Source organism: Leptospiraceae bacterium, assembly GCA_024233835.1.
Lineage (GTDB): Bacteria > Spirochaetota > Leptospiria > Leptospirales > Leptospiraceae > JACKPC01.
In genome coordinates this window covers 53097-77692 of record JACKPC010000003.1, presented here as the reverse complement: position 1 = coordinate 77692, position 24596 = coordinate 53097, and the positions used below count along the sequence as shown (strand labels likewise).

Annotated in this window: 19 protein-coding genes; 6 read left to right on the top strand and 13 right to left on the bottom strand. The window is 36.7% G+C overall.

Annotated features, from left to right (window positions below):
* Nucleotides 1-2: 2 nt before the first annotated feature.
* The 3 genes from H7A25_14840 to H7A25_14830 all read right to left on the bottom strand — a co-directional run bounded on the left by H7A25_14840 (nucleotide 3) and on the right by H7A25_14830 (nucleotide 4166).
* Nucleotides 3-2342, bottom strand: coding sequence for a hypothetical protein (locus H7A25_14840; GenBank protein MCP5501178.1), 2340 nt, complete (start codon nucleotides 2340-2342; stop codon nucleotides 3-5).
* Nucleotides 2343-2357: 15 nt separating this feature from the next.
* Nucleotides 2358-3551, bottom strand: coding sequence for a cyclic nucleotide-binding domain-containing protein (locus H7A25_14835; GenBank protein ID MCP5501177.1), 1194 nt, complete (start codon nucleotides 3549-3551; stop codon nucleotides 2358-2360).
* 201 nt (nucleotides 3552-3752) lie between these two features.
* The gene (locus H7A25_14830) at nucleotides 3753-4166 is read right to left on the bottom strand and encodes a response regulator (GenBank protein ID MCP5501176.1); all 414 of its coding nucleotides are present in this window, start codon (nucleotides 4164-4166) and stop codon (nucleotides 3753-3755) included.
* 112 nt (nucleotides 4167-4278) lie between these two features.
* On the opposite strand from H7A25_14830, the gene H7A25_14825 reads away from it, so the two are divergent.
* Genes H7A25_14825 through galE form a run of 4 tightly spaced genes read left to right on the top strand, consistent with a single transcriptional unit; the run spans nucleotide 4279 to nucleotide 8292 of the window.
* On the top strand, nucleotides 4279-5208 hold the full coding sequence (locus tag H7A25_14825; protein ID MCP5501175.1) for a fructose-bisphosphatase class II: 930 nt from the start codon (nucleotides 4279-4281) through the stop codon (nucleotides 5206-5208).
* A 3-nt stretch (nucleotides 5209-5211) separates the two neighbouring features.
* Complete coding sequence (locus H7A25_14820; protein ID MCP5501174.1) at nucleotides 5212-6486, top strand: oligosaccharide flippase family protein; 1275 nt, start codon at nucleotides 5212-5214, stop codon at nucleotides 6484-6486.
* 44 nt (nucleotides 6487-6530) lie between these two features.
* The gene (gene lpxA, locus H7A25_14815; GenBank protein ID MCP5501173.1) at nucleotides 6531-7313 is read left to right on the top strand and encodes an acyl-ACP--UDP-N-acetylglucosamine O-acyltransferase; all 783 of its coding nucleotides are present in this window, start codon (nucleotides 6531-6533) and stop codon (nucleotides 7311-7313) included.
* Between the two features lies 1 nt (nucleotide 7314).
* Nucleotides 7315-8292: a UDP-glucose 4-epimerase GalE gene (gene galE, locus H7A25_14810; GenBank protein MCP5501172.1), complete on the top strand. Its 978-nt coding sequence runs from the start codon at nucleotides 7315-7317 to the stop codon at nucleotides 8290-8292.
* 193 nt (nucleotides 8293-8485) lie between these two features.
* Here the strand turns inward: galE and H7A25_14805 are convergent, their stop codons facing one another.
* On the bottom strand, nucleotides 8486-13702 hold the full coding sequence (locus H7A25_14805; protein MCP5501171.1) for an AAA family ATPase: 5217 nt from the start codon (nucleotides 13700-13702) through the stop codon (nucleotides 8486-8488).
* A 425-nt stretch (nucleotides 13703-14127) separates the two neighbouring features.
* Between H7A25_14805 and H7A25_14800 the strand changes: the two genes are divergently transcribed.
* Nucleotides 14128-14682, top strand: a complete 555-nt coding sequence (locus H7A25_14800; GenBank protein MCP5501170.1) for a DNA-3-methyladenine glycosylase I — start codon at nucleotides 14128-14130, stop codon at nucleotides 14680-14682.
* A 176-nt stretch (nucleotides 14683-14858) separates the two neighbouring features.
* On the opposite strand, the gene H7A25_14795 is transcribed toward H7A25_14800, so the two are convergent.
* From H7A25_14795 to H7A25_14770, 6 genes are all read right to left on the bottom strand, one after another.
* Complete coding sequence (locus tag H7A25_14795) at nucleotides 14859-15719, bottom strand: SDR family oxidoreductase (protein MCP5501169.1); 861 nt, start codon at nucleotides 15717-15719, stop codon at nucleotides 14859-14861.
* A gap of 54 nt (nucleotides 15720-15773) precedes the next feature.
* Nucleotides 15774-16775: an L-histidine N(alpha)-methyltransferase gene (locus tag H7A25_14790; protein MCP5501168.1), complete on the bottom strand. Its 1002-nt coding sequence runs from the start codon at nucleotides 16773-16775 to the stop codon at nucleotides 15774-15776.
* Nucleotides 16772-18028: an ergothioneine biosynthesis protein EgtB gene (locus H7A25_14785; GenBank protein MCP5501167.1), complete on the bottom strand. Its 1257-nt coding sequence runs from the start codon at nucleotides 18026-18028 to the stop codon at nucleotides 16772-16774. The genes H7A25_14790 and H7A25_14785 overlap by 4 nt, the downstream gene beginning before the upstream one ends.
* Nucleotides 18029-18273: 245 nt before the next feature.
* Nucleotides 18274-19569, bottom strand: coding sequence for an HDOD domain-containing protein (locus H7A25_14780; GenBank protein MCP5501166.1), 1296 nt, complete (start codon nucleotides 19567-19569; stop codon nucleotides 18274-18276).
* A gap of 23 nt (nucleotides 19570-19592) precedes the next feature.
* A complete protein-coding gene (locus H7A25_14775) occupies nucleotides 19593-19898 on the bottom strand; it encodes a hypothetical protein (GenBank protein MCP5501165.1) in 306 nt (101 codons plus the stop codon).
* Nucleotides 19899-19945: 47 nt separating this feature from the next.
* Entirely contained in the window at nucleotides 19946-20794 is an 849-nt protein-coding gene (locus H7A25_14770) for a phytanoyl-CoA dioxygenase family protein (protein ID MCP5501164.1), read from the bottom strand.
* A 137-nt stretch (nucleotides 20795-20931) separates the two neighbouring features.
* Between H7A25_14770 and H7A25_14765 the strand changes: the two genes are divergently transcribed.
* Nucleotides 20932-21687, top strand: coding sequence for an endonuclease/exonuclease/phosphatase family protein (locus H7A25_14765; GenBank protein ID MCP5501163.1), 756 nt, complete (start codon nucleotides 20932-20934; stop codon nucleotides 21685-21687).
* Between the two features lies 1 nt (nucleotide 21688).
* Here the strand turns inward: H7A25_14765 and H7A25_14760 are convergent, their stop codons facing one another.
* The 3 genes from H7A25_14760 to H7A25_14750 all read right to left on the bottom strand — a co-directional run bounded on the left by H7A25_14760 (nucleotide 21689) and on the right by H7A25_14750 (nucleotide 24317).
* Nucleotides 21689-22015 carry a hypothetical protein gene (locus tag H7A25_14760; GenBank protein ID MCP5501162.1) on the bottom strand — a complete coding sequence of 109 codons (327 nt, stop codon included), beginning with the start codon at nucleotides 22013-22015 and terminating at the stop codon, nucleotides 21689-21691.
* A 52-nt stretch (nucleotides 22016-22067) separates the two neighbouring features.
* Entirely contained in the window at nucleotides 22068-23414 is a 1347-nt protein-coding gene (locus H7A25_14755; GenBank protein MCP5501161.1) for a glucose-6-phosphate isomerase, read from the bottom strand.
* A 141-nt stretch (nucleotides 23415-23555) separates the two neighbouring features.
* Nucleotides 23556-24317 (bottom strand): hypothetical protein, encoded by a 762-nt coding sequence (locus tag H7A25_14750; protein MCP5501160.1) that lies wholly within the window; start codon nucleotides 24315-24317, stop codon nucleotides 23556-23558.
* Between the last annotated feature and the right edge of the window lie 279 nt (nucleotides 24318-24596).

The window sequence follows — 24596 nt, the reverse complement described above, 5'->3', positions numbered from 1 at the left end:
GCTTATGAATGATAGGTATATTTTTTTATGAATAATTTGTAGAGTTCATCAAAAGGCATTTCTCGAAACAGTTCAGTATACTCAAGGGAAGAATGTATTATAACATGCTGACTTGTGAGAGAATGCCGGGAGGACAGAAGAAATACCGGAACAGTACAATTTTGATTTATAAGACCGAATAACATTTCATGAATACTGATTTCATCTGCATTTTTATCCAGAATAATAGCATCTATTCTCATATTCTTCTGAATCTCCAAAACTTCCATAGCTGAATCTGCTTCGATTACCAGCCATTGTTGACTTATTAGATAATTCTTTAATTTCTCTTTAAATTTAGCCTGATTATCATATAGTAAAACACGTTTTCCATCTCTGGGAAGGTATATAGTAAAAACGGTTCCTTTTCCTATTTCTGACTGAACCCGGATCTCTCCTCCGTGAGCCTTGATAATATCATTACAGAGAATAAGTCCGAGTCCCGTCCCTTCTTCCCCTTTTGTTCCGAGACGACTGGTCTTTTTAATAGGATTGAACAAATCGGGGATCATTTTTTCGGGAATACCGGTTCCCGAATCGCTGACCATTATCAAATCGTTATTCTCAGTTTGAGAATAAGCAATTTCTACCAGGCTACCTTCTATGCTAAATTTAATCGCATTGGATAGGAAGTTGCGAATCACTTCTGAGAACAAATCCGGATCCACAAAAATACGTGAAGCTTCATCGATCTTTGAGATAAACTGAATATTTTTCAAAACAGCTCTCGGATAGCTTTCTTCAATCAGATCGTGTATTATTTCCGAAAGATTGATTAATTTGTAATGTAATTTTAAGTGACCGGTTTGTAAACGACTCAAATCTAAAAGCTTTTTTATCATTCCGAGGGAATGTTGAATGCTACTCATACACATGTTCAAAAGACTCTTTTGTTCTTCTGCTTCAATCGTATCGTCTTCCATTAGAAGTGCAATAATTCCGTGTAGACCGGAAAGAGGAGAACGAAGATCGTGTGAAATAATCGAAATAAATTTACTTTTTAAAATATTTGCTTCTTCTAATTCATGGGTCCTTTCTTTTACACTATTTTCCAATTCTTCCTTGCTCTTTCGTAATCGAATGCCAAATTCCTCTTCTTTCTTTATCGCCTGATAAAATCGCAAGCTGAGAATAAAGGATTGAAACGTTAAAAATAGGAAAAGTCCGTATTTCGAAATCATATAAGGAAAAATAGAGGTATTTAAAAAATATAAATTATCATGCAAAACTGTCAGACCGAAAATGAAAATACTAATCAGAAAAAAGAAAGAATCTCTCTTTCTAGGACTTAGAGAAATTCTAAAAAATGTATATGCAAATAAAGGAATGAGTAATATCTGAAAAGGAAGAAAAAGATATTCAATATAGTAGATAGGGAAAATCAGAATCAGAAGAGAAAGGGAAAAACAAAAAATCTGAAGATACTTCAGAACAGGGTAATGAAAATCTTTATGGAAAAGATAATACAGAAATAAACTGTACGTTAATAATTCCATGGGGAGTAAAGCTAAAGCGATTTTATGAACGAGAATTAGGGCACTATCCGGAAAAAGATTAAAAAAGATTCTGGATGGCCATAGAAGTAGTATGCTGACAATTACGGATAAAGCAAATAAAACAAAAAACAAGAAAGATTTTTCTCTACGTTTTAGCAAATACAAACCTAAGTGATAAATAGAAATAATACATAACCAGCTAATAGAAGCAAGAGCTTCAAAATTATCGTTAAATTCTTGCTTATAAATACTATCCACTTCGCCTATTTGGATAGTACGTAAAAAACCGGCATTGAAGTAAGTGTAATTGGAAACATGCAGGGTCAAGACCAGTATATTTGATTTTGTATTTATACTCACAAGCCTTGTTTTTAGTGAAGGAGAGTAGCCGTTTTCAGATTCTGAAACTTTCCCGTTTTCTAAGATAAACCTGTCATTTGCAAACAAACGGTATGAAGAATAAACAGAGGGAAACTTTAAGCTAACAATTTTCTTATCATCGGGAAGGATAATTTTCAGCCTGTAGCTAACAAAAGTTTTGGAAGGATATTTCTTTCCATTGAAAATTTCCTTATTCCAGTATCCGGGCAAGGAAACATAGGAAGTAGAAGGTATTTCTTTTCCGGGTGGAATAAACTGCTTCCAGAAAAAAGCCCATTCTCCTTTTAGGTCAAATGTTTTTTTATCCCAGGATTCATGAGATAAATCTAAAACACCTTTTTCTGCTTTTAGGGGACTCTGTTTTTGCTCCTTACAGGATGCGATAAAAGTAAAGCAAAACAGGAGATAATAAATAAGATAGCGCATTTTTGGATGGTAGATTCATCTACCTTCTCTATAAGAATACACCAATCTTTCTAAGAGCGCCATATCATGGCAGACAATAGAATCTCTTTCAATGCGAATGAACTTATTGTTTCCTGTAAACTTTTGAAAAGAAAGGGCATCTCTATCTGTAAGTCCCATCATTTTTAAAAAGTCAAAAACATTCAGTTGGTAGTCATGCTCCAGTCTGGGTGCAATTTTAACTCGATTTTTTTCAGCGAGGGTTAATAGCATATCTGCAAATCTACCGTTCAAATCGGTCAACATAGAGTTGGCTAATTTTTTATACGCTCCCCAGATTCTCTCTGATAGAAGAACGATAATCCGGGTCATCAGTTGGGGTTGTGTCTTTACCATATTTTCGAAGTTTTTACGGTTTATAACCAGAAGTTCAACCGGTTCTACACTGATAGCTGAAGCCGAACGTGGTTTATTTTCGAGTAAGGCCATTTCTCCAAAAATATCTCCCTGATTTAAGATGGCCAGAGTCACATCGACTCCGTCTATCAATTTCGAAATTTTGATTTTCCCTCTCTGGATAATAAACATGTCGTTTCCCGGTTCATTCTCGGAAAAAATCATCTGACTTCCGCTGTAATGTCGATTCAGACCCTGTTGTTCCGGGGGAGGGGTGAGAGCTGCTCCGAGTTCTTTCAGTTTTTTGATGGCTTCGTTTCTGTATTCGCCGGTAGGCATATAACGCAGATAGCTTTGATATAGATAAATGGAATATTCAATATTACCCATCTGAAAATAATTTTCAGCCATGGAAAATAATAAACTTAAGTCGCTCGCCGATGAAATAAAACCGGTTTTGGCTCCCTGGCTGGTGGCTACGTTAAATTCTCGAAGCATTTTAGAAAAATAGCGGATAATCTTTAGGGCCAGGGGAGTGTTTTTTTGAATCAGTTCGCTAAATCGGTTGTAAGTTATCGAAATTAAAACGGAATTTGTGAGAGCTATCGCAGACTCCACCTGAGGATACTGGCTCATTGCAGAAATGACTCCAAAAAAATCCCCCATTCCGAGAGTTTCAGCCTTTTTTCCACCCGGGGGAACAAAGTCACGCTTCAGGCTTATCTTCCCTTCTTTTATAATAAAAAAGGAAGTGGATCGTTTCTCTCCCTCAAGAGTAATATACGAGCCCTGCGGAAATCGTACCAGCTTAAATAGCGGTTCTTTAACAGTCATGCTTTGCATACTACACAACTTTCGTTTAATTGCAATATTTTATTTATTGCCGCTGATAAAAGTAGAGAAGCTTTTTACAGGCGACGTCTCCGTTCAAAAAATCAGGGAAATCTTTTTTTAATCGTAAGCGAGCCATCGGTGGCTCGCTTGCTTCCCGAAAAATTAGGTGACATAAGCGGAATATAGGGAAAGGGAAGCTGTTTATTTTTTTTGTAAGAGGCTTTCAAAATCAACTCCCTTTTTCAGATTCGTTGGAAAAAACTTCACAATCCCCTGTTTTAATGGAACCTTGGGAATCATCCAGCCCACCCCGGCAAAAAAGGGAAGAAAGAATTTACTGAGTCCCATAACCCCGAATACATCAAAACCCGTTGTGGCAATAATAATATTCCCTTTAAAACCGGATTTATAGACCTTTCGAACAAAAAACAAACCGGAAGTCTGGGATTCCATGGTAATGTCACTTACAAGGGTATGGTATTCTGTTTGTTGAAACATCTCCCAACCCTGCCGGGCATCGAGGGCTCTGTGGGTTTCCAGTCCAAATTTTTCAAAATAGGCTTTTAAGTGATTTGCATATCTATCGTTGTCATCAACAATTAAAATTTTAATCATAGCAGGAAAACTATCCTTTATAAAAATGTACTATTGAATATACTAGCCATGTATTTATACTCCGATTCTCTGGCAAGAGAACATAAAAATCAATCAGGAAGGGCCACTGAAAATGGTAGATAAAGTATCCAGTATTTTACGTCAGGCAACGGAAAAAGCAGCCGTAGCAGTTCTTCCCTATTTTGGAAAGATGGATAAGCACACAGCCGATCATATTGCGGTTGAGACCATGCGAAAAGCCCTTAACGATATGGATCTACACAGTCGTATTATTATTGGAGAGGGTGAAAAAGATAATGCTCCCATGCTTTACGAAGGGGAAATGCTCGGACATACCGGAACCTATGAAATTGATATAGCTGTAGATCCTCTTGAATGCACCACCAACTTTTCCAGGGGCCTTCCGAATTCTATGTCAATTATTGCCTTTTCCGAAAGAGGTGGACTGAGAAAAGTTCCGGGAACCTATATGGAACAATGGCTTGCCGGTCCGGACATGAAAGAAAATTTTGAACCGGAAAAAGGAGTTCGTTATAATATTGAAAAGCTCTGTAAGGTGGAAAATAAAGGAATCGGAGATCTGGTTATTGTAGTTCAGGATAGGCCGAGACATGAAGGTCTTATCCGGGAACTTCGAGACATGGGTTGCGGTGTCTCCCTGATTGAATCGGGTTCTATTAGTGCGGCTATGGATATCACACTTCGAATTGGAACTTATGATGCCATGATAGGAACCTACGGTGCTCCGGAAGGTCTCATTTGTGCTGCTATGGCGGTCGCTACAAATTCTGAGATGAAAGCCATATTACGACCTCATAATGAAGAATTTCAAAAAAAATGGATAGACCTCGGAGGAAAAGAGAATCAGGTAATGGACAAAAAAGAACTGATTCACGGAGAGCATCTCGGTCTTGTAGCAACGGGTATTTCGGGAAACCATTTTCTTAAGGGCCTGCAAAAACGAAAAACTGAAATCCAGGGGCATACCCTTATCATCAGTACAGAGGGAATTGGTATCCATACATTTAGTTTGAATCGATAAACCTTGAAACTACCTGCATCCATTCTTGAGCTGATAAAAAAGCTAATATCTTCAGGGCTCTTACGCTCTTCTGTGTATATAAGTTTATCCAAGGTTTTTTCTTCGGCCTGTAATCTCATTTTTATGATTTATGCAGTTAATATCCTGAGTAAACCGGAGAACGGACAGTTCCAATATTATCTGGGTTTCTTGCCTGTATTTTTATCCATCGCAGAATTTGGTTTACCTAATGCCATAATAAAATACCTTTCTCCCAGAACAGAAGACAAATCGTATATCGGAAATATCTTAAGTTCCTCCCTTGTAATAAAAACAATTTCTTTTATTAGCCTTTGTTTCATTGCTCTCGGACTCACCCTGTTTGTGAAACTGGATCCTTTGATTATGTTTCTTTTAGTTTCCGGCGGATTCTTAGTTTCGTTTATTAGTTTTTTTGAAAGTATCTTTATAAGTTTTAGTGCATATTATGCTCTTTCTTCCTGGAACCCCCTGGCAAATTTATTTAGGCTTTTAATTCTTTATTTCGTTAATCGTTATTCGGATTATAATCTTTCTTATATCGACATACTCGGAATTTTTACACTGAGCCCCCTGTTTTCTCTGTTCCTGTTTTTCTTTTTGTTTAAACAGGAAAAACTTTACTGGTCAGCTCCTATTGCAGAAATCAAGAAATGCGTAAAGGAACTGAGTCTTTTTAATACCTGGGCCTTTGTTGCGTCTATTTTTGCTATCATTTCAGATCGGATGGAAATATTCATATTAAAACAATATCATCCACCGGAATTTGTCGCTGTATACGGAACAGCCCTGCAACTTTTTGCCGGTTTTGTTATTATTTTTTCTACCTTAAACTCTATGGTTTTACCCGGACTTTCCAGACTCGCCGGAACCGAGGAGTTTAAATCTTACCTCTTGCGTTCTGTTCTGGTTGGTCTGGGTATGGCTCTTTTATTATCACCGGGATACTTTCTGGCTGAGCCAATATTCACCCTCCTATATAACAATAAATATACAGAATCTATAGGGGTGTTTAAAATACTTTATCCAAATTATCTTTTACAACTTATTTTTGCTCCCTTCGGAATCGGACTTTTTGCACTCGGAAAAGTTCGTATTTTAGCAATCCTTGCTTTTTTAAGAATGTTCTTCGGATTCATACTGGATAATCTTTTAATACCGGAGTTTGGAGTTGTCGGTGCCGGTATTTCTTTTTTCCTGGGACAGATTATTTCCTGGCTGGTTTTAATTGGATATTTCTGGGCGATGTTCTGGAGATAAATTAATTTGCTTGTAAAAAACGAATAAGAGAAAAAATATTAGTTATGATGATTCATCCTACTGCGATTATCGATCCTTCAGCCGAAATTCACGAATCCGTTGAAATCGGCCCGTTTGTTGTTATTGGGAAAAATGTTAAAATTGGAGAAGGAACTAAAATTGAAAGTTCTGTTCGAATTCATGACAATGTAGAAATTGGCAAAAATAACTTCATTGATCATTCTGCTGCGATAGGCGGCATGCCGCAGAGTGTGGGCTTTGATCCGAAGCTTGTCTCGGGTGTAAAAATAGGTGATAATAATCTAATAAGAGAGTTTGTTACGATTCACCGTGCTTCCAAAGAGAATGAGAATACGATTATTAAAAATAATGCATTCTTGATGGAAAACGCTCACGTTGCTCATGATGCTATTATCGGCAACTATGCAATTATTGTACATGCAGTCGCTATAGCCGGTCATGTAGTGGTGGATGACCATGCTTTTATTTCCGGTCTTGTTGCCATCCATCAGTTTTGCCGGGTGGGGACTTTTTCTATGGTAGCCGGTTGTTCTAAAGTTGTAAAGGACGTTCCTCCCTATAGTACTGTAGATGGAAACCCGGCCAGTGTTATCGGTTTAAATCCGGTGGGCATGAAGAGAAAAGGGATTCCTCTCGAAATACGGAATGAGATTAAAGAAGCCTATAAGCTGATTTATCATTCCCATCTAAATACAAAACAGGCACTACAAAAAATAGAAGAAGAACTAAATCTGAATCATCCAGAAATAGCAACGATATATAAATTTTTTAAAGAAAGCGAAAGAGGAGTAACCGATCATAGATAAAATGAGAGTACTGGTAACAGGCGGAGCCGGCTATATAGGAAGCCACGTAGTTTATGAGTTAATTCGAGATGGCTACGAGGTTGTGGTAGTGGATAATTTTTGTACCGGGAATGAGAAAAATATCTTTCCGCAAACAACATTTATTCACGGTAATATTGAAGACGATATAACTTTAGAAAAAGCCTTTTCAAAGAAGATCGATGCAGTTTTTCATTTTGCAGCCTGGAAAGCGGCGGGTGAGTCCATGACGAACCCGGAAAAATATACCATCAATAATTTGAATGGTACCTTAAAACTGGTAACGAAGTTGTATGAAGTGGGATGCAAGTATTTTATATTCTCTTCTTCAGCAGCCGTGTATGGAAATCCACAGTATCTTCCTATGGATGAAAACCATCCAACAGAACCTATTAACTATTACGGGTATACTAAGCTTGCCATTGAACGAAATTTGGCCTGGTATGATAAGTTAAGAGGTTTGAAATATGCCTGTTTACGCTATTTTAATGCGGCGGGCTATCACCCCGAAGGAAAAATCACCGGCATAGAAAGAACCACTGCCAATTTACTTCCTATTGTCATGGAAGCTGCTTTTGGATTACGAAAGGAATTTCAAATATTTGGAGAAGATTATGAAACAGAAGATGGAACTTGCATTCGGGATTATATCCATGTTACCGATCTCGCAAGAGCCCACCTTTTAAGTCTGGATTATGTTTCTTCAAAAAATGAATCCTTAATTGTAAACTTAGGTTCCGAGAATGGTTCTTCTGTGAAAGAAATTACAGCCATCGCTGAAAACGTAGCGGGAGCTATTCCTCATTCTATGGCAGAAAGAAGACCGGGTGATCCACCTAAGCTATTGGCCTCTTCAGCGAAAGCCAGAGAACTTTTAAATTGGAAACCGGTTTATAGCGACGCAGAAACAATTGTGAAAACTATGTATAATGCGTATGCAGCCAATTACAAAAAACCTTAAGATAAAAATTCCTCTTTTCTTCAGTCTAAAAGAATGGAGCAAAGAGGAAAATTTTTTTAATATAAAAATTATCTAATGATCTGTAATTCTAAACTGGAAGATATTTTCTGCTTTTCTTTACGGTGTAGCCGCGACTGTATTATTACATCAGTAGGCATACAGATGCGAACAATGGGTCTTTTGTATTGATATTCTAATACCACTCTACACCAATAAGGGTTATGTCATCATGTCTATGATGGCCATCAAGAAATTCATTTATATTTTCGAGAACTTTATCTAAGAGCAAGCCGGTATCCATTCTCTGGTTTGATTTTATCATGTCGTATAGTTGCTCTTCTCCGAATTCTTTGTTCCTTTTATTAAACTCTTCGAATGCACCGTCAGTAAATAAAAAGAGTTTTTCATTTTTTGTGAAACTTGTTTTCATTTCCATGATATTCGCATCTTTTATTGCTCCAGAAATTTTTCCTGTCCGATTTAAAAGCTTAAATTTTCTTTGGCTGACCACAACCTGGCTTGGATGTCCTGCGGAAGCATAGCATATCGTTTTATCTTGCTCGTCTATATCAACCAAAAAGCATGTAAAGAGTGAATTTAAAGAACCATATTTATTATAAAAAAGATTGTTTAACATCTGAAGAAGAATTGCCGGGGATCTGATCGAATACTTAATGCTTTCAAATTCACTTTTGATCAACATAGTAATCAAGGCAGCTTGCACTCCATGACCTGCCGCGTCCGCAATAAAGATTCTTACAATATGATCCTCAAGCTCAACAATATCAAAGAAATCTCCACCTACCTCTTCCATAGGTATATATCTTGATACGATCTTGAGATTTCCAAATTTTTCTTTCCTACCAGGCAGAATTCGGGTTTGAATTTTTTTTGAAAAATTCAAATCCTGTTTGATAAGTCGTAGAGTATTATTTAATTGTTTAGTACGATCTTCAACCAGATTCTCCATTTGATTGTATAGTTTCGAGTTTTCAATAGATATGGCAGCTTGGGTTGCCAGGATTTTTATAGTTTCTATTCTGTCTTTTGTGAAGGCGCCTGTTGTTAAATTATTTTCCAGATAAATGATTCCGGTTAGCTTACCTTGTTTTACAAGTGGGAAGCATAATAGGGACTTAGGTTTATTTCGGATGATGTATTCATCTTTGACGAATAAGCCTTCACTCGTTGCATCATTTAATACTAATGTTTCCTGTGTGCGAGCTATGTATTGAACAACAGATACTGATAAATTAGAACTCTCTTCCAAAGGGATGTTCGGTAATTTAACCGATTCACTGTTATTAGTGCCTTCTACTTGAACTGTCAAACTACCATTATCATTTACCAATAACAAAAGTCCTTTTTCTGCTCCCGCATTTTCAATCACTATTTTGATCAATTTTTCTAATAATTTTTCATGCTCTATCTCACCAGATAACACTTGTGATGCACTCAGAATAGATATAAAGTCTATTGTATTGGAAGAAATCGTATCAGTGTTTAGAGAAGAATCAACAGTAATTGCTTTTTCTAAATGATTTTTATTTTCAAAAAATTCCGAATATCGTTCCTCTAATTGTTTGATTTTTGGAATGGAACCCCATTTTTTATAAAGTCTATGAGCTTCCAATAAATGCGTTTTTGCATATCGAATATTGTTATGATAACACCAAAAAGAGTGAGCTAATTCATTGGCAATAGCTTCTTCTAATGTATACTCATATTTTTTGGCAATCTCAATAGCTTTTGAATAAAGAGATATTGCATGAAAGAAATCGCTATTTATTCTCGCAAGCTCAGCCTCTATTATCCAATACTTATGTCCATAATTTGCTTCACAATTTTCTGCCCAAACTTTCATACGAGTCTGATTTCTTTGAATTGCTTCCAAATATTTTATCTTATCCAATTCATTTGAGTTTTCGATCTTTGCAATGATTGCGAGATTGTTAAAGAAAATCACCTCAGGAATGGTCATCATTCCGGCAGCACCAGCTTCATATTGTAAAGATTGTGTAGAAAAATTATATGCTCTCTCATAATCTCCAAAAAGATAATGAAGGATCGACTTGCATAAGTAAATAAATTGTAGCAAAGTTATATTATTTTTAACCTCTTCAATTACTTTTTCTTCATCAAACCTTTCACCTTTTAAAAGAAGTATATCTTTAGCTTCTCCCCTTAAATTGAAAACGAACTGCTCCCACATATAAAAATGCACTAAACTTGCCGGTAAGTTAAACCTTTTTATAGTAGACGAATACTGATGAATACACTTTTGGACTTCAAACAAATTTACTCCCATAAATATTTTTTGATGTATCATATTACAAATCCCATAGGTTGCAAATTCAAAATCTCCGATTTCCAAACCACTCTGTATGCAAGTTTGGAAATAATTATCAGATTCTCTTGCGTGGACTCTCCAATGGTTTATGAAACTTGATAGAACCAAATACGTTTTAGACTTAATTTCTACAGCTTTCAATTTCTCTACGATACTAATAGATAGTTTTCCAAATTGTAGTGCAGACTCAAAATCATTCATTTCTAAGCCTAATATAAAACATCCATACCCTCCAAGCAAAAACGGAATATATGGATTCATACCGAATTCTAGCGAAAGGTTGACTGCCTTCAAAATAATAAAAGGAATTATCACCGGATGACTAATATAAGCTGGAGTAAATGCAGCATTTAGCATTCTCACAGTAAGCAACTCATTCTGATCCTGTATGATATTTTGGTTCAAATCCTCAATCGGTCTGTTGCCCAGTAATTGTTTGGATTTCATAATATCCGGAAGGGGATCATATTTTTCCGTTGGCAAAGGTTCGCCTAGCTCCTCCAAAGCTTTATAGCAAATATCCAAGGCTTCCTTGAACCTATTTTGCATGGAATAGTACTGTAATTGGATTTCCCATATTCTCATTCTTTCCATTATTTTTTTTGCATTATCTAAAACCAATTCAAAGTAATTTTCCGCTTCTTCAAAATTCCCATTCAAGTATTCCAACTCGGAGAGTTCGGTATACAGTTCTAAGGCTAATTCGTAGTGATTGGTCCAAAATAAGTTTTGTTGTAATGTTGGGTCAAGGCTAGATAGAGTGGAAATGTTTGACAGTATGTCAACTGCCTTTCTTAAAAATTTTAATGATCCTTGAAAAGCAACTGATTGCTTTGCTTTTTTTGCTGCTTGTAAGTTCAGTTCTATTAACCTGATTTTTTCCGAATCTTCCGAAATTAGTTCGCTTCCAAAGTTATAATGACTAACTATATCAAAAATACCTTTCTCTAATTCGGAATTATTTGTATTATCTAAGGTATCCTGGAATAATAGCCTACCTATCTTTAAATGTATTTCTTTTTTCTTAGACTCCTCAAGGAAGGAATAGGCTGCATCTTGTACTCTATCATGTTGAAAACGAAATAAATTTTCTCCAACTTTAAGAAGCATTCCTTCTTGAATAGGTGGATGTAAATATGTATAGTTAAATAAACCTTCCATGATCAGAGAAAGTGTATTTGTTTTAAATTTGTTGCCGAGACAAGCAGAATAACTAAGTGTTTCCTGTGTATTTTTAGATAATTTATTCAGTTTTTTTACCATTAAATCAGCTACATTATCAGCTACATTGTAAGATAAAATATCTTTGTCTTTCCAGTTCCATTCCTTTGTTTTATAATTAAATAATATTATTTTGTCTTTGTATAATTCTTTCAGCAGTTCCGATAAAAAGAAGGGATTACCATCTGTTTTTTGATAAAGCAATTCTACCATAGGCATTAAGCTATCTTTCTTTGTTTGCAATGTTTCGGATAATAGAGAATAGACATGCTCTTTCTCTAGAGACTTCAAATGTATGCTCTGAACATTCTTTTGCGTTTTGCGAACTTCATCTATCATGATGTTCAAAGGATGAGAAGCATCTACTTCGTTGTCTCTAAAAGACCCTATAATTAAAAAATATTGAATATCCGGATTTGTGATTAAATTTTTTATCAAGTTTAGAGAAGGAACATCTGCCCATTGCAAATCATCAAAAAAGAGTACAAGCGGGTGTTCTTTTTGAGCAAAAACGCTGATAAAATTCTGGAAACTTAAATTGAATCGATTCATTGATTCGATAGGACTCAGTTGAGAGACCGGACTTTGTTTACCAATAATATATTCTAATTCCGGAATTAGATCTATGATAACCTGTCCGTTTACACCTACTGCTTTCAGTATCTTTTCCCTCCAACTGTGCAGCTCTTTTTCTGGTTCTGTTAATAATTGTTTTAGTAAACCTTTAAATGCTGTGATAATTGCGTAGAAGGGAATATTTCTTTGGAGTTGATCAAATTTACCTTCCAAAAAAAATCCTTTTTTTTGTGTAATAGGCTTTTGTGTTTCGTAAATAAAAGAAGACTTCCCAATACCGGAATAACCGGATACAAGTAAAATTGCAGAACCATATTGGTCTTCATCTACTGTGTTCGCTACTTTTTCAAATAGGTGTATGAGAATATTTAGTTCTTTTTCCCGACCGTACAACTTATGGGGAATGTGAAATTTATCAGAATAATCTTCCATTCCCAGTGGAAACTCTGGGATGTCCCCTGATTTTTCTAGTTGTTCCAGGCACTTTTCAAAGTCTCTCTTTATCCCCTTAGCACTCTGGTAGCGTTTGTCTGCGTCTTTATCATACATCTTTCGCAATATGGAAGATATTATTTTAGGAGTATCCGGATTTTTAGTATATACATCCTCAGGATATTTGGCGATATGTAAATAAACCAATTCAACAATATCTTCGGAAATAAAAGGAGCCTGTCCTGTCAATAATTCATACAAAGACATACCTAAAGAATAAAAATCAGTCCTGTAATCTATCATACGATTTACTCGACCTGTTTGTTCGGGAGAAATGTAGGTAATCGTTCCTTCCAAAACAGCAGGACTTTCATAAGATAATTCCGTAGAAATTCCAAAATCAATAATTTTTATTTGTTTAGTTTCCGGATTATAAATGATATTCGTGGGGTTTACATCTTTATGTACGATATTGCGTTCATGAATTTGAGCTAAAATCTCTGTTATTTGAATGGCTATATTTAGAAATTCTTTTAGAACTATTTTCTGATAAGTAAGATACTTTTTGAATGAATTACCTCCAAAATCTTCCAAAACCATAAATATAGTATCTTTATATTTTTCCAGATTATAAGCTTTGATAATTCCATTTGATGCTAAACTTCGTGTTAGTTCGTATTCTCTCTCAAAGCGAGCAATTTCCTCAGGAGTAGGATACTCTCTATTTAAAAATTTTAAAATCACCTCCTGTTGATTGCTTTCTTTATATCCTTTGTAAACAACTGAAGATTTGCTTTCATAAAGTTTTTCTCTAATTTTATAACCAATCATCTGTTTCTTTTTTTGTTCTTTCCTTTTCTTAAAAAATAGTCATGGTATTTTAACATAATCACTTAGTATTGTTTCAGACGTTTATCTTTGTAAATATAATACTATTATGTAATCGTAAATCCTTACAATCAAAAACTGATGTATCAGATATTTTTTCGAAGCATTGGGATTTTTAGATTGTCTAATCTACAGTCTTAGGGTATTCTTGTCTTTTAGGATACTGGCAAAGTCAGAAACAATGCTAAGTAGTTGACTCAAATGGCATTAGAAATATATCTGAGCGAGATAAGCGCGTTGAAATTGGATGGACATGGCTTGGTAGGGAGTTTAAGGAGCCATACTATAAACGGGTATAGTATCTTAAAAGTTTATCAGTCCATTGTTGAAAAGGTGATATTTATGAAACATTTTGAGCTGTTTGTATAATGGAAAAACCAAAAACATATTGCGAAGCTGTTGGGCATCTGGATAAAACAAATGTCCACCGTATATATCACGACAAAGCTTATGGCTTTTCTATATATAACGATAACGAACTGTTTGAAAGACTTGTTTTAGAAATTAATCAAGCTGGTTTGAGTTGGACAACCATCCTAAACAAGCAGGAGAATTTCAAAAAAGCCTTCCACAATTTTGATATTAAGAAAGTAGCTTCGTATAAGGAAAAAGACAAGCAAAGGCTTCTTAATGACGCAGGCATAATCAGAAATCGATTAAAAATTAATGCTGTTATTCACAATGCCAATGTAATCTTGCAGCTTCAAAAAGAGTTTGGTTCCTTTAAAAATTGGCTAGATAAAAACCATCCTAAAACAAAGGAAGAATGGATGAAACTATTCAAGAAAACCTTCAAATTTACTGGTGGCGAAATTGTGAATGAGTTCCTGGTTAGTACGGGATATTTATCTGGTGCACACGTGTCGACTTGTCCTATCTACAATAAAGTTTTAAAAACTAAACCTGCATGGGTAAATCAATAAAAACTTATACCAGTTCATGGTATCCGCATATAGCATGGTCTCAAGGGATTTTCTGGAGCATACCAAATAAAGTTTGTATACGATTCCGCTTGTTTACTGTCTTCCTGAAAATCCCCTGTCAATAGAAAATTTACTTTTCAAAATATTGCTTACCCAATTAAACCATGGATACGTTATTAATCTTTAGATTCCTTTTGCCTATAAACAAATTTTTCAAAACTTTCCGGTTTAGTTCCCGTTATCGTTTCAAAATCCTGTGAAGTTTTTGACAACGAAGCAGATGCAATAACCTCCTCTAATAAAATTAGAAATGGCATATGTTCTTTGGGGTACCCCCTATTTAGATAATCATTTTTTAGGTCTTCAAAAGATATCTTCTCGTAGGAGATTTCTTTACCACTCAAAGATGATGCGATTGCAGCAAAGTCTTGTGGAGTAACTTTTTTTGTTCCGGTTAATTCATAAATTTTTCCTGCATGTTTATCGCTTAATAAAACCTCAGCACAAGCACGAGATATATCTTTACGACTGATTAACGCAGCTCCTTCAGTTCCATTAGGAGAGCGATAAGCACCTTTTTCTATTGCAATATCTATTTCTACCAGGTAAGGATCCATATAATAATTATTTCTTAATATAGTGAATGTAATAGGTTTTCCCTTGATATAATCTTCTGTAAGCTTATGATCCTGAAATATGGGTTCAGGTCTCTTTCCGGCAATAACGATACTCGTGTAAACGATTCTATTTACCTTAGCTTTTATAGCAGCATCAATAACATTTTTATGTTGCTGTACACGCGGTCCAATGTCTGTGCCGGAAACTAATAATAAAGTTCGTATTCCTGACAAGCTTTGAGATAAACCATGGGGATCATCGAAATTAAAAGGCCGAATCTCTACACCCTGCTGTGCAAACTTTTTTGCGTTTTCCGGAGTTCGTGCTAAACCAATAACTTGGCTTACACTCTCTTTTCCTAATAGTTCCTGAAGAACTAAGCTACCTAATTTTCCTGTTATTCCGGTTATGGCTATCATAGTACCTCTTACTTAATTATTTACTTAAAATTCAAATTTCTGTCTACTTAAAAATTATTTCCTGTTTTCCTTGGTGACTTTCCATAAAGAATCAATGAAGAATTCTTGGGTATCTGAAAAATGTTGAATCACCTTGAATCCAGTGTGCTTACTCATAAATTCAATATCACTTTTCAAAAATTTAAAAGAATACTCTAAATGAATGGGTTCAAAAGCATCGAAATGGAAGGAATGTTCAAGTTCTTTGATATAAATATCATGCTCTTCAATTGCAAGTAAGTAACTCTCCATTGAACCCAGGATCGGATTATAAATACCGAAATGCTGAAATTTATTTAAGTCAAAATCTCCGCCTAAATCCCGGTTAATTCTTCTTAAAAGGTTTAAATTGAACTCCCTGGTATATCCCGCAGAATCATTATATGCACGGGTTAATATGCTAATATTCTTTTTCAAATCAAAACCGATTAGCACATAATCAAGAGCATTCAGGCTATTCCAGAGACGTCGTAAAAAACCTTGATTTTGTGCACGATTAAAGTTTCCAATATTAGAGCCGAGAAATAAAACCAGTTGTTTATTTAAGGATTTACTTCTGAGATATCGTAATCCATCAAAGTATTCTGCTACAATTCCATGAACTTTTAGATTCTTATGAGAATTGATGTTGGTTTCCAGCATAGTCATAGCTTTTTCAGAAATGTCAATGGGATAGTAATTAACTTTATAATTTCGTTCAAGAAAGCCTTCAAGAATGATTTGAGTTTTATGTCCATCTCCTGCACCAAGCTCAATGATGTCAATTTCATCTTCTCCAATGATTTGGGGAAGTGTATATTTAATTTCATTAAGGATCCTAAATTCCGTTTTCGTCAGATAGTAGTCTTCGTGTTGAGTAATTTTTTGAAAGATTTCACTTCCCGTATCATCATAAAAATACTTAGCCGATAACTGTTTTGGAATCGAGCATAACCCGGTTAAAACATCAATCGCAAATTGTTCTATTTCTGCTTTTGGGGAAGATTGATTCTCATGTATTATTTTTGAAATTTTCATATCAGGTCCTTTGCCAGTCGAATTCCGGAAAACATCCAGCGTTGCTGGGCTTTATAAAAGTTACGATAACTCGGTCTATAATGGCCATATGGTGTGGCTATACATCCTCCTTTAAGCACAAACTGATTGCACATAAACTTTCCATTATACTCTCCTATCGGACCTTCGCATACTTGAAAGCCCGGATACGGAGAATATTGGCTTCTTGTCCAGCACCATACTTGATTTACTTTTGTTTCAGCGCTATAAGGTTGTAATATTTCGTTTTGTAGAGATGGGTCTTCTGAAATACCTTCTAAAAAAATTTCAGTTTCCTGCTCGGTGGGAAGTCTTAACCCTTTCCATCTGGCAAAGGCATCTGCTTCAAAATAACTGATATGGCTCACCGGTGCATTCAGATCAAGAGGATAATGGCCGTGCAAGGTAAATTCATGCCAGACATCATCCATCTCAAACCAATAATGTGGACAGTGAATATTGTGATTGTTTATCCAATCCCAGCCTTCACTTAACCATAGTAGGGGAATGGAATATCCCTTATCTTTAATAAATTCTAAATATTCTCCATTTGTAACTGTGTTCTCACTAATCCGAAATGGATGAATGTAGGTCTTATGACGCGGTCCTTCGTTATCATAAGAAAAACTCGGATTATGATGACCGATCTCATAAACACCTTCTTTAAATGCTTTCCAGCCTTCCACGGGCTTTTGAGCTTTAACTAATGGGGCTTCAGAGTATTGAGGAAGTAGAGGATTGATACCAAAAATATATTTTATATCCATATAAAGCAATTCCTGGTGCTGCTGTTCGTGATGAATTCCAAGTTCCAGTAGTAAATCAATCTCCGGATTGTTTTTGTATGTCAGAAATAATTTGGAAATATTGTCATCTGTAGCCTTTCTATAATCCAGGACTTCTTCAACGGTAGGCCTTGATAACTGTCCTCGTTCACCCTGCAACCAGTGTTTACCTGATGATTTATAGTAAGAATTGAACAGGAGAGGGAATTTCTCGTTAAATCTCTTTATGCTTTGAAAAAATTTTATCAGAATTAACTCTTCAAAAAACCATGTTGTATGACCCAGATGCCATTTTGGTGGACTAACTTCTGTACAGGGTTGTACAACATAATCTTCTTTTTCAAGCCGACTGCATATATGAATCGTTTTTTGACGAACTGAAAGATATTCTTTTAATAGTTCTTCCCCCGTTTTGGATGCTTTTCCTGATAAGGTTTGATACTGTTTCATTATGTACAAAAATACTCAGAACTAAAGTTACTGCCAATAGAAATTTTATACTTTAAGAATAAACTGGGATAAGCCCCCAAAATTGTTAAATGTAATTTACGAATGGCTTCCCCTGTTTAAAAGTTCTGATATAATGCCAAATGTTTTTTCTGTATACAGGCATAGCCTTTGCCGATTGCTGTGGTTCGAAGGCTCACCAACCGTAGCAAAGTGTATCGTACTTGGACTGTCCTGATAAAAGCCACTTAAACTTTCATGGTAATTTCAAAGAATGGGTGATCCTGTATCATTTCGTAGTAGTCTTCTCCGAAAATCTCTGAAATTGTTTCTTCCTCTTCGCCATAGTGCTTGATTACTTCCGAAACAATCTTTTCTTCTACGGGGTTTAGATAGATTCCTATCATCTTTTTGGCCAGGGCTTCGGAAACGCGGGTGAGGCGATTCAGATCGGTTACTTCTCCAATTTCATGAGGAGAAAAACCCTGTTTCTCAATCACCGATTTCATGGTTTCCGGCATATTCCAGGCTTTGAAAACCTTCAAACCCAGCTCTACCGAGCTAATCTTAAACTCGTTCTTTTCTATCAGGATGAGTTCCTTCAGTTGCTTTTCGGATGCATTAATTACCTTCGCGTATCGGTCTTTAAAGTTTATCGCGAGTATGGTCATCCCGATTTTATATAAGAGAGCACTTAAAAAAGCCTCATCCCGAATGGTTTTCAGGCCAAAGGGGGTGGCGATATCAAAAGCTATCAGGGCAGTCAGGATAGGAAGTTCTTTTAAATATTTAGAAAAAACCTCTCCCGGTGCAAGCTTCTGCGTATTTTTCACCGATTGTAGGATCACAAGGTTTTTCACCGTTTTTACACCAATAAGGGTTATCGCATCTTTGACCGTTTTAACTCCACCGGAACGACCGTAGAAAGCCGAATTCGCTACCCTTAACAGAGTTGTTGTAATCGATTTATCCGGACTGATAATTTGTTCTAATTCCTGGCTTCCCCCGGTAGGGTTACTGGTATCAAAAGTCATAACCTTCATTACCACATGGGGAAGAGCCGGAATTTTCATTTCATTAAGGTTCAGAGTGGCCGTATTCGTATAACCGGTAGCCACCTTATCCAGCAAATCCTGACGACCCAGAACCTTTGCCAGTTTCTGAACGACCTGGTTTCTATCAAAAGGTTTTAAAATAAAGGCTTCTACTTTGAGTTTTATGAGTTCATTGATAAGCTTTTCGTGGTTGTGCATGGTAACCACTACGATTTTGATATTGGGGTATTCGGGTCGGACTTCCTTAATAGTTTCCAGCCCATCTTTTACCGGCATATCAATATCCATGAAGATGAGATCCGGTTTCTCTACAGAATATTTAAGTTTTTTAATGACTTCGAGTCCGTTCTCCATCTCGGCAATCACCGAAAATTTTTCAGAGGTTAACATACGGGTTAAAGACATGCGAATGAGAGGGGAGTCATCAACGACCATTGCCTTATAAGGCGTCATTTTTGTTGTTTCCAGTCCAAGTGGGATATTACTCATCGTTTCTCTTGTCAGGGGAAAATTTATTTATACTGAAATTCGATGAATCCCCGATTCGCCAGTTCTTTTAGAGAAGAATCTGTTAAGTGATATTTGGGGCTCGAAATATTTCTGTACAGAAATAAATCTACAGTATAATATTTGGAAGATTTCCCATGCTTATTTGTTTTCTGTGATATTACCGATCTTTTTAAGGTTTCTTTATTTTGCAACCATTCCAATAGAAGCCTTGCTTCGGAACTTAAAATATATCGTTTCCATAGGCTTGAGATACCTTCATTTTCCAGAAGAGTAAATTCTAAAAAACAGCTTTGATTTTGGATGGCCATAAGCCTTACTAATCAGGAGGAAAGATTTCTGACAAATAGAATTAAATTTATACGAGAAAAAATTTCTGAAAGCTAACAGCGTTGCGATAATCCAGAAGAGCAGTTCCCTTCGATTCATTATCCGGATCCGGAGCTCCCTTTTTAGACTCGAAGTCCGATTTACTTACCACGCGAAAATCAAGACTCAGACGGGTCTTCAAAGAATGATTCGGTCTCGTTCCGTGCAAATGCGAGGAGGAGAACACGAGAATTGAGCCTTTGGAACAGGATATCTTGAGTTCAAACGAGCCTTCCGGTGCTTCCAAAAAACCGGGATAAATCCTCCCTTCCTGAGAAATGGCCTGAAAACCTCCGCTCTTCTTCCAGGAGGAATATTGAAATTCTGAGGATTGATTTTGAATACTTTTTTGGAAATACTCCGGAAAAAAAGAAAAGGAAGACGTCTCATATTTCATATCATGAAGGGGAATCCAGAAATTCAACTGAGCTTTTGGGTTGGCATACCAGCTATCCCGGTGCAGATAAAAAGCAGGCTCTGCTTCGGGAATATAATGGGCCTTTGTGCTGAGAATTCGCAGCCTGGGTATGTCAAAAAATAGGTCTCCAAGCTGAAAATTTAAGACGGAAAGAATGTTTTGTATATAAAACCAGGAATCTTTTGAGTTGGAAAAATCCTCTTTTAATTTTTGTGACAATTGAAAATGAGAAGCATCGGATAAGGAAAACTCAGCCTTTCGGGGAGAATAAGGAACGAAAGTTTTTCTTAAGTGATTGTAGGCATAGCGAACAAAGGCTTTACTTTCTGCACAGGGTTTTATACATAAAATTTCCCCGGCAAACACAAGGTCTTTGAGTTTCTCTGCATCTATAGAATGAAGGTGTTTTAGGCTGTACATGGGACAATTCTCTAAACTATGATTTTTTTAATCAGGAAGTAAAGAAATTTCAACTTTTCTTTTTCATTTCCTTATATAGAATAGGACAGGGGATATTTGCAAGCCAGGCAACTGGTAGATTAAAAACTGGGGCTTTTATGTTGGCGCTTTCAAAAAATACTTCGACTGACAATGTGATTCGCTTGGGGAAGTCTTCTTCTTCCTCATTTGTTCCGGGAAAGGAATACCGGGTAATCGTCTGGAATATATTCAAAAGCAAAAAGAGAAACTGGAGTTCTGATTTTAAGCAATTGAAAGAGCGATACGATCTTTTCCTATTGCAGGAAGTTAAACTGAATCATCGCAAAGCCATTCTCGAAGCCTATAACAGGGAAATGCAATGGACTTTCGGAGAGAGTTTTCATTTCCGCCCTGCCGGCAATTCCTACGGAATCCTGATTGGTTCCGATATTAGCGATATTTCTTCCATTAACCTGCACGGTCCTGTTAAAGAGCCTTTTTTATTGACTCCCAAATCTTCTCTCTTTTCTTATTACCGGATTATGGAATCGACCAAGCCCTTCCTGATAGTAAATACTCATCTGATTAATTTTCGCTTAAACCGATCATTCCAGAAGCAAATAGACCAGATTTTTCATCTGATACAACAGCATAAAGGGCCTGTAGTTTTAGCCGGAGATTTTAATACCTGGAATCCGAAGCGAAAACAAATTCTTGTTGCTAATTGTCTTGAGTCTCAATTAAATGAGGTGAATTTTGCCAATGATAAAAGACGGCTTGTCCTGGATTATATTTTTACAAGAGAACTCGAAGTCAAAGAACAGGAAGTGTTGTTTGATATTCGAAGTTCAGATCATTATCCTCTCTGTTTTTCCTTTCGAATCCGGGAGTAGGTTATTCTCTGCTTTCTGCTTCTTTTTTCTGCCAGTATCTGTATAGTATATAGGATACTCCGAATATAAGAGGTGTATAATAAGGTAAGAACACCAGCATTATCCAGGCCGAACCACCTACCCATTCAAGAAGTGTTTCAAATGAAGCCGTTTTTATACCGGTAAGAACCACATAGCCTGTCATTAAAACGGCGTTTGCAATATAAAAACCGAAAGCCGTAAGAACAATATAAATGTAGCGCTTAATCTCTAACTTCCTGCAAAAATAATAAAAAACAGGGAAATTTAGCAAAGTAGCAATTAAGAAAAAAAGAATAAGACCCGGCATACGATTCTCCTTTTTCCACAACCGACAATTCGTCGGTTGCGGGATGCAATGTTTAAGAAAGTTTTTTTAATTTACCTTCCACTTCAGCCTTCATCGCTTCATAACCTTTCTTACCGAGAAGGGCAAACATATTATTTTTATAGCCTTCTACGCCCGGTTGATCAAAAGGATTCACATCGAGCATATAACCCGAAACTCCGCAGCCGTATTCAAACATGTATACCAGTTCTCCGCAGACTTCCGGATTCAAAGAAGGAACAGACATTTCAATGATAGGAACTCCCCCTTCGTAATGAGCCAGCTTGGTTCCTTCTATCGCACGAGAATTCACATAGGACAGAGTTTTTCCGGAAAGATAATTCAGTCCGTCCGGGTCCCCGGCAACTTCTTCAATGCTCTGCTCTTCCTTTGGACTTCCGACTTCCAAAACCGTCTCAAACAGGAAACGCTCTCCTTCCTGTATATATTGACCCAAAGAATGCAGGTCTGTAGTAAAGTTTACACTGGCAGGAAAAATTCCCTTTCCATCTTTTCCTTCACTTTCTCCGTATAGTTGCTTCCACCACTCGGAAACGTAAAGAAGTGCGGGATTATAGTTTACCAGGATTTCTACCTTCTTACCGGATTGGTAGAGAGCGTTTCTGTAGGCTGCATACACGCAGGCCAAATTATTTTCCGGGCGATGGGTTTCTTTCAGTTCTTTGGCCATAGACTTCGCACCCTCTACAAACCCGCGTATATCGATTCCGGCAGCAGCAATGGGTAATAAACCTACCGGTGTCAAAACCGAATAACGTCCTCCCACATCATCGGGAATTACGTATGTTTTAAAACCCAGTTCATCGGAAAGCTTTTTCAAAGCTCCTTTTTTGGCATCCGTAGTAGAAATAACCCTATCCTGAATTTTATCTTTTCCATATTTTTTTTGTAAAAGGTTTAAAAGAGAACGGAAAGCGAGAGCGGGTTCGGTAGTTGTGCCGGATTTAGAAATGACATTTACCGAGAAATCCTTATCTTTTAAAAAATCCAGGAGCTGGACGTGATAATCAGAGTCAAGATGATGCCCGGCATAAAGAACTTTAAGCCCCTTAGAGGAAGATTCAAAGACTTTGGAATTCGCTTCGATTATAGCTTTGGCTCCGAGGTAGGAACCGCCAATTCCTACAACTACAAGATATTCTGAGTGAGCTTTTAGCTTTTGTACATCGGCTTCTATATCTTGCAGGAGGGATGAATCAATTTGAAAAGGCAGATTTACCCAGCCCAGGAAATCAGAGCCTTTTCCCGAACCTGCATGTAAGATTTCCCTCGCTTTGGAAGCGGCCTGTAACTGGGTATTTAATGTTTCTTTTTCAATAAAACCTTTTAAAAACCTGTCCTGAATTTTTATACTCCCCATAAACACCTTCTTCTTATTAGAATTATACTTTTACACATATACTGGCAGATAAGCCCAATAAGACAAGAAAAAATGGTATCCCTTTAAAAAAGCCGAGAGTTTCTCTTTAAGCATAAGCGAACCATCGAGGATTCGCCTATTTCAATTCTCTTCAAACTCGAAATGTTCGAGGGTATCAAAAAATCCACTTTGAACGAGGAATGAAAAATCCACCATGTCTTCATTTTTGAGAGAAAGGGAATCTTCTATGGCATAAGCCTGTAAAAGATTTGCAGTTGCATATTGATGTTCTCCGAGTCTTGCGTGTGCACGGGCCTTAATGACCAGGTCTTCCGGGTCATAGTCTCCGAAGAATCTCAGTCGCATTTCAATGAATTTCATAGCACTGGCCGGGTCATTTATTTTTAAATATGCTTTGGCCAGAAGGTCATAATGTAAAAACTCCCCTTCTTTCGACAAACGAAGGGATTTCTTTAATGCCACAATACAGGAGTTGTAATTCCCTCTTTCAAAGTATAAATAACCCAGTTCGGCCCAGATGTCCTTTCTTTCGATTCCATTCCCGCGGGTGAGATAATCCATAGACAGGGCTTTTTTCAAGACTTCTATGGCTTCGTTTGAGCGGTCAGTGTCCTTCATTAAAGAAGCCAGGACAAGGTAAATTTCGAGATGGTGGGGAAAACGCTCGACTCCCTTCTTCAGGGTGTTTCTTGCCTGCTTCAGTCTATCGGTTTTCATCATGTAGGTTGAATACAGGATATACGATTGGGGCTCTGTGCCAAATTCGGAAAGCAGGGTATGAAAAAGCTCCTGGGCTTCCCGGTGGTTTCCGACATGGTGCAAGCACCAGGCTTTCCTGGATTGAATTTTTACACGGGTAGCATCCGTTCTGGCTGTTTTCATGGCTTCGTTATAAAGATTAAACGCTCTGGCGTAATTCTTGTCCCTCTCTGCCTGTATGGCCTGCTTGGTTGTTGAGATAAATTCCAATAAATTCCCCCGATTCAGTAGATTTTGAATAATAAGAAAACTTTTAGAAAAGTCAACTAAAAACCTGAATTCTATTTATAGAAATAAATACGAGACTTTTCTAAGAAAAGGCATTGAGCTATCGATGTCCTATCTATAACTAAATACAATTCGGAATGTGCAAATTTTCTATCTACTCAAATAAAAAATACT

What these genes read in the sequence shown, in the direction of transcription:
- H7A25_14840 (MCP5501178.1), bottom strand. Translation starts at nt 2,342, where the DNA reads ATGCGCTATCTTATTTATTATCTCCTGTTTTGCTTTACTTTTATCGCA.
- H7A25_14835 (MCP5501177.1), bottom strand. Translation starts at nt 3,551, where the DNA reads ATGACTGTTAAAGAACCGCTATTTAAGCTGGTACGATTTCCGCAGGGC.
- H7A25_14830 (MCP5501176.1), bottom strand. Translation starts at nt 4,166, where the DNA reads ATGATTAAAATTTTAATTGTTGATGACAACGATAGATATGCAAATCAC.
- H7A25_14825 (MCP5501175.1), top strand. Translation starts at nt 4,279, where the DNA reads ATGGTAGATAAAGTATCCAGTATTTTACGTCAGGCAACGGAAAAAGCA.
- lpxA (MCP5501173.1), top strand. Translation starts at nt 6,531, where the DNA reads ATGATGATTCATCCTACTGCGATTATCGATCCTTCAGCCGAAATTCAC.
- galE (MCP5501172.1), top strand. Translation starts at nt 7,315, where the DNA reads ATGAGAGTACTGGTAACAGGCGGAGCCGGCTATATAGGAAGCCACGTA.
- H7A25_14805 (MCP5501171.1), bottom strand. Translation starts at nt 13,702, where the DNA reads ATGATTGGTTATAAAATTAGAGAAAAACTTTATGAAAGCAAATCTTCA.
- H7A25_14800 (MCP5501170.1), top strand. Translation starts at nt 14,128, where the DNA reads ATGGAAAAACCAAAAACATATTGCGAAGCTGTTGGGCATCTGGATAAA.
- H7A25_14795 (MCP5501169.1), bottom strand. Translation starts at nt 15,719, where the DNA reads ATGATAGCCATAACCGGAATAACAGGAAAATTAGGTAGCTTAGTTCTT.
- H7A25_14790 (MCP5501168.1), bottom strand. Translation starts at nt 16,775, where the DNA reads ATGAAAATTTCAAAAATAATACATGAGAATCAATCTTCCCCAAAAGCA.
- H7A25_14785 (MCP5501167.1), bottom strand. Translation starts at nt 18,028, where the DNA reads ATGAAACAGTATCAAACCTTATCAGGAAAAGCATCCAAAACGGGGGAA.
- H7A25_14780 (MCP5501166.1), bottom strand. Translation starts at nt 19,569, where the DNA reads ATGAGTAATATCCCACTTGGACTGGAAACAACAAAAATGACGCCTTAT.
- H7A25_14775 (MCP5501165.1), bottom strand. Translation starts at nt 19,898, where the DNA reads ATGGCCATCCAAAATCAAAGCTGTTTTTTAGAATTTACTCTTCTGGAA.
- H7A25_14770 (MCP5501164.1), bottom strand. Translation starts at nt 20,794, where the DNA reads ATGTACAGCCTAAAACACCTTCATTCTATAGATGCAGAGAAACTCAAA.
- H7A25_14765 (MCP5501163.1), top strand. Translation starts at nt 20,932, where the DNA reads ATGTTGGCGCTTTCAAAAAATACTTCGACTGACAATGTGATTCGCTTG.
- H7A25_14760 (MCP5501162.1), bottom strand. Translation starts at nt 22,015, where the DNA reads ATGCCGGGTCTTATTCTTTTTTTCTTAATTGCTACTTTGCTAAATTTC.
- H7A25_14755 (MCP5501161.1), bottom strand. Translation starts at nt 23,414, where the DNA reads ATGGGGAGTATAAAAATTCAGGACAGGTTTTTAAAAGGTTTTATTGAA.
- H7A25_14750 (MCP5501160.1), bottom strand. Translation starts at nt 24,317, where the DNA reads ATGAAAACAGCCAGAACGGATGCTACCCGTGTAAAAATTCAATCCAGG.